The following is a 12,269-nucleotide window of genomic DNA, read 5'->3' on the forward strand; positions in this document are numbered from 1 at the left end:
AGCGCGCCATGCTCACCTCCCTCTATGTTCGCCATTTTGCGGTTGTCGAAGAAGCCGAGATCGCCTTCGGGCCGGGCCTGACCGTGGTCAGCGGTGAGACCGGCGCCGGCAAGTCGCTGCTGGTGGACGCCTTGATGCTGCTCGCCGGCAGCCGCGCCGATAGCGGCATGGTGCGTGCCGGCAGCGACCGCGCCGAGCTGGCCGCCGAGTTCGACCTGGCCGAGCTGCCCGACGCACGCGCCTGGCTGGCACAAGAGGAGTTGGACGAAGAAGGCACCTGCCAGCTGCGCCGCGTGATCCGCGCCGAGGGCAGTTCGCGCGCCTGGATCAACGGCCGCCCGGCCAACGCCAGCCAGCTCAGCGAGCTGGCCTCGATGCTGGTGGAAATCCATGGTCAGCACGAGCACCAGGCGCTGCTGTCGCGCAGCCATCAGCTGGCGCTGCTCGATGCCTACGCCGGCCACGATGAGCTGCTTGCCCAGGTCCGTGAGGCTGCCCAGCAATGGCGCGCCGTGCAGGCACGCATGCAGTCGTTGAGCGGCGGCGACGATCGCGATCAGCGCATCGAGCTGCTGCGGCACGAAGTGGGCGAACTGGAAAAATGGGCCTTGCCCGCCAGCGAAATGGCCGAACTGGAAGCCAGCCACAAGCGCCTGGCCAATGCCGGTCGCCTGGCCGAAGGCGCATCCGGCGTCAGCGAGATGCTCGACGGCGACAGCGAGCTGTCGCTACGCCGTGGGCTGGCCCGTGCGCAGGCCGAGCTGATCAAGCTCGCCGCGCTGGACGACAAACTTCAGCCGCTGCTGGAGCTGCTCGATAACGCCAGCATCGAGCTGAGCGAAGCTGCCGATGGCCTGGGCCGCTATGCGCTGGATGTCGACCTCGATCCCGAGCGCTACAACGAGGTGGACACGCATCTCACCCGTCTGCATGAGCTTTCCCGGCGGCATCGCCTGCCGGTGGCCGAGCTGCACGAAAAGGCGGCCTCGCTTGGCGAGGAGCTGGCACAGCTCGAAGGTGCCGGTGAAGCGCTGGAGCAGCTCGATCGCCAGCGTGAGAAGCACCAACGCGACTACCTCAAGGCCGCCGGCACATTGAGCCAGGCGCGCACCGATGCCGCCACTCGGCTCGGCCAGGAAGTAAGCGTACTGATGGGCGAGCTGGGCATGGCCGGCGGCCGCCTGGTGGTGGAGCTGGAGTCCACCGGAAATGGCGAGCCCGACGCACAGGGCCAGGAGCGCTGCGAGCTGCTGGTCAGCGCCAACCCGGGCCAGCCCCCGCGCGCGCTGCGCAAGGTCGCCTCCGGTGGTGAGCTGGCCCGTATCAGCCTGGCTATCGAAGTGGCGACGCTGGGCAAGGACACCGTGGGCAGCATGGTTTTCGACGAGGTCGATACCGGCATCGGCGGCGCCGTGGCCGAAGTGGTCGGCCAGAAACTGCGCGCCCTGGGCGGTCAGCGCCAGGTGCTGTGCGTCACCCATCTGCCGCAGGTCGCCGCGCAAGGTCATGCGCATCTGCGCGTGTCGAAACACAGCGATGGCGAGAGCACGCAGACGCGTATCGACAAGCTCGATGCTGGTGGACGCCGTGATGAGCTGGCACGCATGTTGGGTGGTGTGGAGATCACCAAGGAAACGCGGGCGCATGCCAAGCAGATGTTGGAGCGGGCGCAGACGGCCTAAAGGGATTCTCGAAAAACCTCAGTTTCCATCGTCGCCCCGGCGAACGCCGGGGCCCAGCGTCTTGCGCACGTTGAGGTGTAAGGCACTGGGTCCCGGCTTTCACCGGGACGACGGATAGGAAAGGTTTTTAGAGGCTCCCAGAAGTCGCCCGCAAAGACCCACATCGGCTCAATTGCGCCGCGGCAACAATCCCCGTTCGCTCGCCATCCGATAAAGATCCAGTTCCGACCCGGCTCCAAGCTTCCCCATCAAACTGGCACGGTGGATATAGATCGTCTTCTGTCCAATGCCCAATTCCGCCGCCACCTGCTTGGGCGCACGCCCGGCCGCCAGCAACAGAAACACTTCGCGCTCGCGCGCGGTCAGGCGATTGATCGGGTCGAGCGCTTCGGACGGACGATCGGCGCGGCGCTGGCGCAGGTCGGAGCTCAGGAAGGTCTCGCCCTGCATCACCGCACGCAGGCCGGCTACCAGTTCTTCCGGCGCCACGCCCTTGGTCACGTAACCACTCGCACCGCGGCGCAACGCTTCGGACACATAGGGTTCGCCGTCGTGCATGCTAAGCACCACGATGCGCGTATCGTGGGCGACGCTAAGCAGGTGTTCGATCAGGGGCAGCCCGCTTCCATCGGGCAGCGACAAATCCAGCGCCACCAGGTCCGGGCGCTTCTGCCCTACCGCTTCGACGGCATCGTCGGCGCTCCGGCATTCGGCCACGACCTCGAGATCCGGCTCCATCTCGATGAGCCGTTTGAAACCTTCCCGGACAATGGCGTGGTCGTCGACCAGAACGATGCTGTACATACGGCAATGTATAGCACGCCGCGTCGGCCTCGCACGCGCCTGCCCGACATGTAACATCGCGCCCCATGGCATCCAAATCCCTATCCTTCCCCGGCGCCGGCCTGCTGCTTGGCCTGTGCTATTTCGTGTTGTGGGCCTTTCTGTGGCCTACCGAGCAACCGTACTGGATGCTGCCGTACGGCTTGCGCTTCGGCGCCCTGCTGCTGACCCCGATGCGTTACTGGCCCTGGCTGCTCGTCGCCGAGCTGGCGGCGACCGGCATCATCACCGAAGCGACCCACATGCCGATGGGCTGGTATGGCTTTGTGGTCGGCGAGCTGCCGGAGCCGTTTATCGTGGCCATCTGCATGTGGCTGATGCGTCGCGCCAACCTGCACGCCAGCCTGCGCGACCCCGAAGACGTCTCGCGCCTGCTGTTGTCGGCGGCCTTCACGGTCGCCACCACCACGGCCGCCGACGGCGCGCTGCTGGCGATGGTCCATGCTGCGCCATCGTCGGACATGCTGATGCAGGCGCTGGGACAGGACCTGCTCGGCAACTACGTCGGCATCCTGCTGGTGGTGCCGCTGATGATCATGCTGGCCCGCGCGCACTTGAGTCGCCGCGCCACCGCGCGCCTGACCATGGATGGCTTGCTGGTGATGCTGCCGGCCATGGCGATCCTGCTGGTGCTGTCCGCCCACGCGCCACCGCAACCGCAGTTCGCCCGCGTGCTGTCGCTGGCGCCGGTGCTGTTCTTTGCGTTCCGCCACGGCTGGCGCGGTGCGAGCATGGCGATGCTGATTTCCAGCCTGGGCATGACGATCGTGGACCGCCTCGCAGGACATGGCACCTCCAATGCCTCCGCACAGCTTTTCCTGGCGGTGGCCGGCACCGGCGCATTGATGCTCGGCTCGGCCACCGATGCATTACGACGCAGCAGCGAGCGCGTGGCCGAACAGAACGTCTATCTGGCCGCGGTCAACCGCCGGCTCGATCACCTCGCCCGCCAACTGCGCGACGCCGCACGCGGCAACCTGCAGGCGGAAGAAAATCAGCGGCGCCATATGGCTGCCGAACTGCATGACGAACTGGGCCAGAACCTCACCGCGATCCAGACCCATCTGAAGCTCGCGCAATCGCGCCTTGCGCAGGTCGGCATGGAAGACGTCGGTAACTCGATCAATATGATCCTCGGTCATATGCGCCGTGCACTGCATCGCCTGCTCGATGATTTGCGTCCCGCCGTACTCGACGAGTTCGGCTTGTTGCGCGCGCTGGACGAAGGCCCCATCCGAGACCTGTTGACCACGGCCGGCATCACCTACGCCACCGAGTTGCACGGCGATCCGCGGCTGCTGGACGAAGACACCCGCACGGCGATTTATCGCCTGGTGCAGGAAAGCGCCACCAACGCGGTGAAGCACGCCCAGGCGGGGCATTTTCAGCTGCGCTTGCGCATCGGTGAGCGCCAGGGAACGGCGCTCGCGCTACTGGATATTCGAGACGATGGCGTGGGCCTGCCAAGTCGCATGCCGCGTGGCGGACGCGGCCTGCAAGGCATGCGCGACCGAGTCACATCATTAGGTGGGCTATTCCGTCTGCGACCTGAGTCACAAGGCGTGCACCTTCGCATCCTGCTGCGCAGCAACAACTCGCCTTCCGACAGCCACCGGCTGTAAATCTATAACTAGGAAATTTTCCAATACCGCTCTTGTGAAGGCTTCGTTAGGATTCTCCCATCGATGTGGGGGAGCCACCATCGCAAGATGGTGTGCCATGCCAACCGTGGGGACGGTGGGCATGAAGAATGGCAGGATGCCATTCCGCCGTTACCGATGGATGTACCGCCGCGAGCAACTCGCCATGCAGTGCAACCAGTCTGGTCGCGGATCAGCCGTCAGGTGGACAGGAGTCCATCGGCGGCTTTTTTTCGTCTGGAAGAAAGTCCGGCGGCTGTGCCGCCTGTAAAGCCGGTGCTGCGCACCTGAAAAGGGTCAAGGGGAAAAACAAAAAGCCGGCAACCTCATAGGTGCCGGCTTTTCCTCTTTACTCTTTACCCTTTTCAGGCGGCGCAGCCGCCGGACTTACCGCCCCGACTTGTGCTTGGGCCGCACGTAAAGGACCAGACTGTGGTCTTCCAGCACGTACCCGTGCTTGGCCGCAATTTCGTGCTGCAGGCGCTCGATCTCTTCGCTGACGAACTCGATCACTTTTCCGCTGTCAACATCGATCATGTGATCGTGGTGTTTACCGCGGTCCAGTTCGTAGACGGCCTGGCCGCCCTCGAAGTTGTGCTTGACCACGATACCGGCGGCCTCGAACTGGGTCAGCACCCGGTAAACTGTGGCCAGGCCGATATCTTCCTGGTGGGCAAGCAGTTTCTTGTAGATGTCTTCGGCGGTGAGGTGATGGGCATCCTCATCCTCGAAGATCTGCAGGATGCGCATACGGGGGTGGGTCACTTTCAACCCGGCCCTGCGCAGTTCTTTGGTTTCCTGTTCCATAGCATTTCCCCGGCAAACGCCGTGCTGGCAAGCCGTTAGTGTATCATCTGAACCTTTACGATCCGGACGCAAGACGCATGCATAAGCTGATTCGCACGCTGGGTTTCGCCATGCTGGCCCTTTCCCTGGCCAGCTGTCGCCTCGTTTATACCCCCGACGTGCAGCAAGGCAACCTGCTGGACAAGAAAAACGTAGCCCAGCTACAGCCCGGCATGACCAAGCGTCAGGTGCTGGTGCTGATGGGTTCGCCGTCGGTAAGCAGCCCGTTTGACCATGACCGCTGGGACTATGTCTCCACCCAGCAGCACCGCGGCGGCGCGATCAAGGTGCGCACGCTGAGCCTCACCTTCAACAACGACACCCTGGTGCGTACGGAAGGCGATTTCTTCGCCGAGGACGCGCAGCAGCTGGTCAACGACAGCAAGAAGTACCACGCCAGCTACCCGGTCGACGAAACCAAGGGCGACAAGACCAAGACGCCTGAGGAAGAGAAGAAGGACAGCGGCGACAGCGGAAACTGATGCTCCGCGGTCAACCCTTCCCTGAAGCGCGCCGCCGGCGCGCTTCTTTGGGATCCAGAGTCAACGGACGGTAGATTTCCACCCGATCGCCATCGGCCAGTACATCGTCCGGTGCCGCCCGACGGGAAAAGATCCCCAGACGGTCTGCGGCAATCGCCTCTTCCGGCAGGACCGAGGCGATTTGCGACGCAACGATGGCCTGCATCACGGTGGTGCCGGCCGGCACGGTAAGACGACGCAGCTCCTGATGATCGGTAGCGGCGTAGACCACTTCGACGTGGATCGGCTCAGCCATAGGTACGTTCCGCCTCGCGGCAGAAGTCGTCCACCATACGGCTCGCCAGGCCTTGAAAACCCAGCTTCAACGCCATGCCACCCACACGGCCGGCGTAGTCGAAATCCAGCGCAAAGGCGATCTTGCAACCGTCATCGCCCAGCGCAATGAATTCCCACACCCCATCGAGGCTACGAAACGGGCCTTCGACCAGGGCCATATGCAGGCGATGCGGCGGATCGACGGTGTTGCGCGTGGTAAAGCTGTGGCGCAGGCCGGCAAAGGTGAGGTCCAACCGCGCCACCAGTACGTTGTCGCTACGCTCCAATACCTCCGAGCCCGCACACCAGGCAAAGCGCTTTGGGTATGCTTCAACATCGTTGACCAGGTCGAACATCTGCGACGGTGAATATTTCACCAGGGCGCTGCGGCGAATTTCGATCACGTCAGCCTCACATGAATCTCATCGTGTTCACCCCCATATCAGTGGGGACGAACCACTACAGGGCAAGTTAAGCCCGAAGTTTAACGGACATGGCCAAGGCGAAGGACAAAGAAAAAACCGGCGGCACCATCGCGCTGAACAAACGCGCGCGCCACGAATACCATATCGACCGCCGTTTCGAGGCAGGTGTCGCGCTGCAAGGCTGGGAAGTCAAATCGTTGCGCGCGGGCCGGATCAACTTCGGCGACAGCTACGCCATCGTCAACCAGGGTGAGATCTTCCTGTTCGGCGCGTCGATCCCGCCGCTGATCAGCGCATCGAGCCACGTCGTCGCCAACGACCGCCGCACACGCAAGCTGCTGCTGCACAAGGAAGAGATCGACCAGTTGGTCGGCGCCGTCGAGCGCAAGGGCTACACCATGGTGCCGATCGCCATGTACTGGAAAGGCAACAAGGTCAAAGTCGAAATTGGCCTGGCACGCGGCAAACAGGCGCATGACAAGCGCGAAGCGGACAAGGATCGCGACTGGCAGCGCGAAAAGCAGCGCACGATGCGCTCGCACAACAAGCACGCCTGAAGTTTTCCACAGCCGCTGTGGATGTACTTCGTATAAGCCTGTGGACAAATACGATTCAATGCTGTGTCGACAAGTACTTAGTACGCGGTGATCAATACATGCTCACTGCTGACGGTCGCCGTAGGAATGAAGTCTTTGTAGGATCGACTTCAGGGAGCTTCTAAAAAACCCTTCCTATTCGTCATTCCGGCGAAGGCCGGAGGCGCTTTTCAACAGCGAAGCTGGTCATCCACTCCTCAGCGCGGACGCTTGCCACAGGCCGTCTGACAAGCGACAACTGAGGAATGGATCCCGGCCTTCGCCGGGATGACGATAAAAACTGAGGTTATTTGAGGTTCCCTTCAGTCACGACACCCGGTGACGTCACGATCTGTCGCGACTGAAGCCGCTCCCACAACAACTAGTTCAGCGTCCAGAAACTCAAAAATCCTTACGCCCGCTCCGCATCGTGCCGGTCGTCGAATCGTGCGTCTGGAAATACAGCCGGGTATGCCCATCGGGCTTGCGCTTCATCATCACAAACGCCTGCTCGCCCTGCGCGGGGTAATCGAGCCGCCCGAACGTCTCCGCTCGCGGCAGGCTCGTATGCATCGCCGCACCGTTGGCTACCGGCCGCAAATGCATCATGTTGTCGCGCCGCTTGGCGATCGTGCAGCCGCTGAGCTGGGTCGTCAGCGTGAGATTTTCTTGCTGCTGAGTCAAAGCGGTTTCGGTGATCCGTCCCGTCCTCCACCCCGCGACCTTCTTATTCGTCAGCTGACCGGCGAAGTTGTCCTGCTTGGCCTGCCGCATCGGCAAGAATGCGGCATCGAAATTCGCGCCGGCCTGGTTCGACTGATGAACCCCCTGATGTGCCGCCGCTTGCGAAGCAAACACCAGATGCAGGTGAGCCGTGGGTGCGCGCGTCACGCCGTCGCCGCCGACGATACTGTGCATATTCGGAAACGTCGTTGCATTACCCACGTCGTGGCGCAACTGATAGGTCGCTTGCGTCGTCGCAGCCTTACCCACCACATCAGGTGGCTCGATATGCGACTGCACCGCATAGGTACGCAAGAACGCCGAGGGATGGTGCCGCATCAATTGCTCGGGCGACATATGGCCGTATTGCCAGTGGCGCCCCTTGTCGATCAGCGCCTGATTGCCCGTCGCCTTGCCAACGCGCTTCATCGCGCGCCCCAGTTCCTGCCACATGGCGAGCCCCCCCCCTTACCTGGACTGTCCCGACTATAGCCCTGCCCCGACCGCCGCGAAAGCGACCTGTTTCACTCCAGCAGCATGCTCATGGCATCGACCGAGACGCCAAACCCATGCCGCTCGTACAAGGCGCGCGCGCTGACGGTAGCGTGCAGGTTGATCATATCCACGCCCTGCTCCCGCGCCGCCGAGGCCACCGTGGTCAGCAAGGCATCGCCAACGCCCTTCCGGCGATAGCCTGGCCGCACATAGACATTGAGCACATACCAGCCCACCCCGTTTGGATAGGCCTGCGAGGGCATATGCGGATACGGGTTGACCGCCGCACTGCCCGCCACCCGGCCGTCGACCTCGGCCAGCCAGGCCACCAGCCTGCCGTCGCCCAGGGCGTCCTCGATCCAGTAGCGCAACCGGTCGGCGAACCCATCGGGCAGATGCTGCCCCATTTCTTCGAGAAACGCGCAACGCAACTCGGTCAACAAACCCGCGTCGCCCTGCTCGGCCAGACGTATCCGTGCCATGACTTTCCCCTTGTGGCGCCCACGGTGATGACAATAGACGTAACACAGCTGCGTGCGCAGCCTTGATGTATGACCGAATAGCTACATATACTTACCCGTTCCAGCTTTTCCCGGTTCCCTTCCAGCTCTATCCCAGTTTCCCTGGGGGTGTCATGGCTTCGACGGGGGTAGTGAGATAGCTTGGTGCATGCCGAGGGGGTGACTTTCCTCGTTAAACCAGTCGCAAAACTTATAGTTGCCAACGACGACAACTACGCTCTGGCCGCTTAAGGCCTAGCCCCGAACCCACTTGTGCCTGTGCTCGTGGATGTAGGGTCATTATCACGGGATCGCCCGAAGCTGCCGCCTGTCGGTAAGGGTTAAATAAAGCGGGCTGGTCCTTCGATGCGCCGCGCACACTGTGCTGTCGCGGGACGAGATTCAACAGTGAGCTAAGCATGTAGTACCGGGCGTTGAACGCCTTCGGACGCGGGTTCGACTCCCGCCACCTCCACCAATTCAAGCTCCAAGCAAGTCCAATACAGGCCGGAAACCCGAAGCATACCAAGGGTTCCGGCCTTTTTCTTGTCCAATGTCGTCCAGCCCGAACCATTGAAATCCAGGGGTAACTGGGGGTAGGTTTGGGGGTATCCGATCATTCCTGCAAGGTGTTACCCCCAATGGCGCTCTCAGACACCGGCATTCGCAAGGCGCCTCTCCCGGACAAACCAAAGAAGCTGGCGGACGGCGGCGGCTTGTATCTGCTACTCAATCCAAACGGCTCGAAATGGTGGCGCTTCAAATATCGGCTTGGGGGTAAGGAAAAGTTGCTATCGCTGGGTACCTACCCCGACACAGGACTGGCAGACGCTCGCGAGAAACGCGACACCGCGCGCAAACAGCTGGCCGCCGGTATCGATCCTGGTGTGCAACGCAAGGCTGAAAAGGCTGCTGGAGAAGAGCGGGCAGCAAATAGCTTCGAGGCAATCGCTCGCGAATGGCACGCGAAGCAATCAGCGACTTGGGTCGAGTTGCATGCGAGCCGGATCATGCTGCGACTGGAGAACGATATTTTCCCGTGGCTTGGTAGTCGGCCGATCGCAGAAATCACCGCCAAAGAACTACTGACAACGGTGAATAGGATCGTCGACCGCGGCGCCGTGGAGTCAGCCCATCGAGTGCTGCAGAACTGCGGTCAAGTGTTCCGCTATGCCATTGCCACCGGGCGAGCCGAACGCAACCCCGGCGCTGATCTACGTGGTGCTCTACCCACAGTTAAGCAGACCCATCTTGCCGCCATTACTGATCCGAATGCCATTGGCGCCCTACTCCGCGCCATCGATGGATATCAAGGCTCATACGTCACCAAATGCGCCCTACGACTAGCACCCTTGGTATTCGTGCGACCTGGCGAGCTCCGGCAAGCAGAGTGGTCCGAGTTCGACTTGGACAATGCACAGTGGAATCTGCCCGCCGAGAAGATGAAGATGCGCGAACCGCATTTGGTACCGCTAGCTCCGCAGGCCGTAGAGATTCTCCGCGAATTGTTCGCACTGACCGGGCGGGGTCGCTACTTATTCCCAAGTGCACGGGATCCAAAACGCCCTATGAGCAACAACGCCGTATTGTCGGCCTTGCGTCGCATGGGCTACGCCACCGATGAAATGAGCGGCCACGGCTTTCGTGCAATGGCACGAACTGTGTTGGACGAAGTGCTGCACATCCGCCCCGACTATATCGAGCACCAGCTGGCCCATGCCGTGAAAGACCCGAATGGGCGTGCGTATAACCGCACGGCGCATCTGGCTGAGCGGCGCAAGATGATGGCCGGCTGGGCAGACTACCTCGATGGTCTACGGGCTGGTGGCCAGGTCGTGGTTATCAGGGCGCAACTGATCAGTCGCTAGAACAAAAAAACCTAAAAGCATGTTTTCACTCAGTTTTCTCGCCACCTCTCGGCGCACTCTTGTCATTTCCACTGCCTTTACGGCCTGTTTTTTGTAATCTCAATCTATGAGAGTACCTTAACGATAATAGCGATTTATGTTTCACAGGACTTGTTTCACGCGCTAGTATCTCCACGTTTGTGCGGACATGCTTCAGTGCTGCGCCGCCGAACTCGGGGGTTTCCCCGAACAACGAGCTTGGATGGCGACGCGGAGGGGGCGTGGGCGGGAAAACTTCCACTGGAAAGAAATCGACGACGATTGATCGTCGAGTAACTTGGGCGCAGTCTTTTCGAGACATTTTTGTAGCGTCCTTGAACAAAGGGCAACTCTTGCCCATGACGCTTTCGCTGGCGCTGCTGCTTTGGATCGCTCGAGCGGATTCTGCGACATTGTCGTCAGTCGGGCACGAATTAGTGCATTTACTAGAGCATCATCAAGGCGTCGGATATGTACTATGGATAGTGACGCTTTTTGGCTGGGTGGTGCACGCGCGATTTGTCAAAGGAACGACGGACGCTGAAAGTGGTCGGATAGGCAAGGAAAAAACCGGCCTTCAAGAGAAGTTGGCTGACAGAAGTTTTTCTTCGAGCCGAAGGTAAGGAGAACGAAATGGAATATCTTGTTGTGGCCATCGTGCTGCTAGCTGCATGGCACTACATGTACGAAAGCGTGATCTTGCCTGCGATCCACACGAGTCTCAGGAACAAGTTTTTTTCTTTGCGCGATGAACTGCGAAGCGTGTACATCGACTCACAAGACATTGACAAGAAAGCCTTCGACATTGCGCATGATGGCATCAACAATGCCATCAACTCTGTTGATGTCCTTGATCTTTCAATGCAGATCAAGTTGCAGCGCCGGTTTGCGTCCGATGCTGCGTTTCGTGATCGAGTAAGTGCTCGCGCGAAAATTATCGAAGACACCGAAAGCGCAGCGATCAAGGACATTGTGAAACGTGCAAATGAACATCTGCGAGATGTGTTTTTCTACAACTCTGGCGGCTGGTTTGTCTACGTAATCCCAGTGGCGGTGGCGGTCGTATGCTCTCAATCGATCATGAAGACTACACGCGAGCTTTTCTCTCTGTCCGAGACGGATGCTGGAAGGTTCATAGAATCGCACCATCAATTTGCAGTGTAAAAGAGCCCCGCACAGCGGGGTTTTTTGCGTCATCAGTATTCCTGGAGATGATGAGAATGAACCCACTTATGGAGACGTACAGAGGCGTAGTTATCACGTATGGCTCTGACATCATCAGCAGCGAGCATATTGCTCATTTCACCTTTCCAGTGGAGCCACAACCGCGAGGATTTCAGTCGCAAATGCACCATGAGATGAGGCCGGGCAGCCCTGGTGAGCGACGCACCATTACTAGTTGGAGCGGGACAGAGGTACTAGCTGAAGCCAAAAGGCAGATCGATGCCTTTCTCGACAACTCACCGTTCGTCCGATCCTGAAGGGACTGTCTTTTTACTTTCTCGACATGCCGCTTTCCGAGCAGATTGACATCGCACTATTAGGCAGCACGAGTGGCAGCATGCCGGCTTGAGCTGACCAGGCACGCAAGCTCAGCTGATAGCGATTCAACGTATTCACATAACCCCATCATGTTTAAGCGCATCATGCCTTCATGATGAAATCCCGACTGGATCTGCAAGATCGTCTGGACACCATCAATGCTTCAGCAAAAACGATGTCGTCCACGGCCAATGGCCTAGCCACGCTGGAAAGTGCGATGCGGGAGCTTCTAGGTGGATCCGAAGTGACTTCCGCTGACCGTCAGTGGCTTCGTGATCAACTCTGCCGCCTTTGTATTCGGCGAAGTTTGCCTTT

Annotated in this window: 12 protein-coding genes and 1 other RNA gene; 7 read left to right on the forward strand and 6 right to left on the reverse strand. The window is 60.3% G+C overall.

Features of this window, described 5'->3' with window-relative positions:
* Positions 1–8: 8 nt before the first annotated feature.
* The gene (recN, locus tag ACZ6WW_RS15505) at positions 9–1,682 is read left to right on the forward strand and encodes a DNA repair protein RecN (protein ID WP_465274993.1); all 1,674 of its coding nucleotides are present in this window, start codon (positions 9–11) and stop codon (positions 1,680–1,682) included.
* Positions 1,683–1,850: 168 nt separating this feature from the next.
* On the opposite strand, the gene ACZ6WW_RS15510 is transcribed toward recN, so the two are convergent.
* The gene (locus ACZ6WW_RS15510) at positions 1,851–2,486 is read right to left on the reverse strand and encodes a response regulator transcription factor (protein WP_281849100.1); all 636 of its coding nucleotides are present in this window, start codon (positions 2,484–2,486) and stop codon (positions 1,851–1,853) included.
* Positions 2,487–2,551: 65 nt separating this feature from the next.
* On the opposite strand from ACZ6WW_RS15510, the gene ACZ6WW_RS15515 reads away from it, so the two are divergent.
* On the forward strand, positions 2,552–4,147 hold the full coding sequence (locus ACZ6WW_RS15515; RefSeq protein WP_465274994.1) for an MASE1 domain-containing sensor histidine kinase: 1,596 nt from the start codon (positions 2,552–2,554) through the stop codon (positions 4,145–4,147).
* A gap of 405 nt (positions 4,148–4,552) precedes the next feature.
* Here the strand turns inward: ACZ6WW_RS15515 and fur are convergent, their stop codons facing one another.
* Positions 4,553–4,972, reverse strand: a complete 420-nt coding sequence (gene fur / locus ACZ6WW_RS15520; protein WP_465274995.1) for a ferric iron uptake transcriptional regulator — start codon at positions 4,970–4,972, stop codon at positions 4,553–4,555.
* Between the two features lie 77 nt (positions 4,973–5,049).
* Here fur and ACZ6WW_RS15525 point away from each other — a divergent pair, with 77 nt between their 5' ends.
* Complete coding sequence (locus ACZ6WW_RS15525) at positions 5,050–5,493, forward strand: outer membrane protein assembly factor BamE (RefSeq protein WP_281849103.1); 444 nt, start codon at positions 5,050–5,052, stop codon at positions 5,491–5,493.
* Positions 5,494–5,503: 10 nt separating this feature from the next.
* Here ACZ6WW_RS15525 and ACZ6WW_RS15530 read toward each other — a convergent pair whose 3' ends face one another.
* Positions 5,504–5,788: an RnfH family protein gene (locus tag ACZ6WW_RS15530; protein ID WP_465274996.1), complete on the reverse strand. Its 285-nt coding sequence runs from the start codon at positions 5,786–5,788 to the stop codon at positions 5,504–5,506.
* Positions 5,781–6,212 (reverse strand): type II toxin-antitoxin system RatA family toxin, encoded by a 432-nt coding sequence (locus ACZ6WW_RS15535; RefSeq protein ID WP_281849105.1) that lies wholly within the window; start codon positions 6,210–6,212, stop codon positions 5,781–5,783. The genes ACZ6WW_RS15530 and ACZ6WW_RS15535 overlap by 8 nt, the downstream gene beginning before the upstream one ends.
* Before the next feature lie 89 nt (positions 6,213–6,301).
* Between ACZ6WW_RS15535 and smpB the strand changes: the two genes are divergently transcribed.
* Complete coding sequence (smpB, locus tag ACZ6WW_RS15540) at positions 6,302–6,790, forward strand: SsrA-binding protein SmpB (RefSeq protein ID WP_281849106.1); 489 nt, start codon at positions 6,302–6,304, stop codon at positions 6,788–6,790.
* Between the two features lie 420 nt (positions 6,791–7,210).
* Here smpB and ACZ6WW_RS15545 read toward each other — a convergent pair whose 3' ends face one another.
* Positions 7,211–7,984: a hypothetical protein gene (locus ACZ6WW_RS15545; RefSeq protein ID WP_465274997.1), complete on the reverse strand. Its 774-nt coding sequence runs from the start codon at positions 7,982–7,984 to the stop codon at positions 7,211–7,213.
* A 71-nt stretch (positions 7,985–8,055) separates the two neighbouring features.
* Positions 8,056–8,508, reverse strand: a complete 453-nt coding sequence (locus tag ACZ6WW_RS15550; RefSeq protein ID WP_465274998.1) for a GNAT family N-acetyltransferase — start codon at positions 8,506–8,508, stop codon at positions 8,056–8,058.
* Between the two features lie 143 nt (positions 8,509–8,651).
* On the opposite strand from ACZ6WW_RS15550, the gene ssrA reads away from it, so the two are divergent.
* From ssrA to ACZ6WW_RS15565, 3 genes are all read left to right on the forward strand, one after another.
* Positions 8,652–9,004: a transfer-messenger RNA gene (gene ssrA / locus ACZ6WW_RS15555) on the forward strand.
* Between the two features lie 163 nt (positions 9,005–9,167).
* Entirely contained in the window at positions 9,168–10,394 is a 1,227-nt protein-coding gene (locus ACZ6WW_RS15560) for a tyrosine-type recombinase/integrase (protein ID WP_465274999.1), read from the forward strand.
* A gap of 651 nt (positions 10,395–11,045) precedes the next feature.
* Positions 11,046–11,576, forward strand: coding sequence for a hypothetical protein (locus tag ACZ6WW_RS15565; protein WP_465275000.1), 531 nt, complete (start codon positions 11,046–11,048; stop codon positions 11,574–11,576).
* Positions 11,577–12,269: the final 693 nt, after the last annotated feature.

This window comes from Dyella sp. NPDC103356 (assembly GCF_055584465.1).

Coding starts and splice junctions, on each gene's coding strand:
- recN (WP_465274993.1), top strand. CDS start 9: ATGCTCACCTCCCTCTATGTTCGCCATTTTGCGGTTGTCGAAGAAGCC.
- ACZ6WW_RS15510 (WP_281849100.1), bottom strand. CDS start 2,486: ATGTACAGCATCGTTCTGGTCGACGACCACGCCATTGTCCGGGAAGGT.
- ACZ6WW_RS15515 (WP_465274994.1), top strand. CDS start 2,552: ATGGCATCCAAATCCCTATCCTTCCCCGGCGCCGGCCTGCTGCTTGGC.
- fur (WP_465274995.1), bottom strand. CDS start 4,972: ATGGAACAGGAAACCAAAGAACTGCGCAGGGCCGGGTTGAAAGTGACC.
- ACZ6WW_RS15525 (WP_281849103.1), top strand. CDS start 5,050: ATGCATAAGCTGATTCGCACGCTGGGTTTCGCCATGCTGGCCCTTTCC.
- ACZ6WW_RS15530 (WP_465274996.1), bottom strand. CDS start 5,788: ATGGCTGAGCCGATCCACGTCGAAGTGGTCTACGCCGCTACCGATCAT.
- smpB (WP_281849106.1), top strand. CDS start 6,302: ATGGCCAAGGCGAAGGACAAAGAAAAAACCGGCGGCACCATCGCGCTG.
- ACZ6WW_RS15545 (WP_465274997.1), bottom strand. CDS start 7,984: ATGTGGCAGGAACTGGGGCGCGCGATGAAGCGCGTTGGCAAGGCGACG.
- ACZ6WW_RS15550 (WP_465274998.1), bottom strand. CDS start 8,508: ATGGCACGGATACGTCTGGCCGAGCAGGGCGACGCGGGTTTGTTGACC.
- ACZ6WW_RS15560 (WP_465274999.1), top strand. CDS start 9,168: ATGGCGCTCTCAGACACCGGCATTCGCAAGGCGCCTCTCCCGGACAAA.
- ACZ6WW_RS15565 (WP_465275000.1), top strand. CDS start 11,046: ATGGAATATCTTGTTGTGGCCATCGTGCTGCTAGCTGCATGGCACTAC.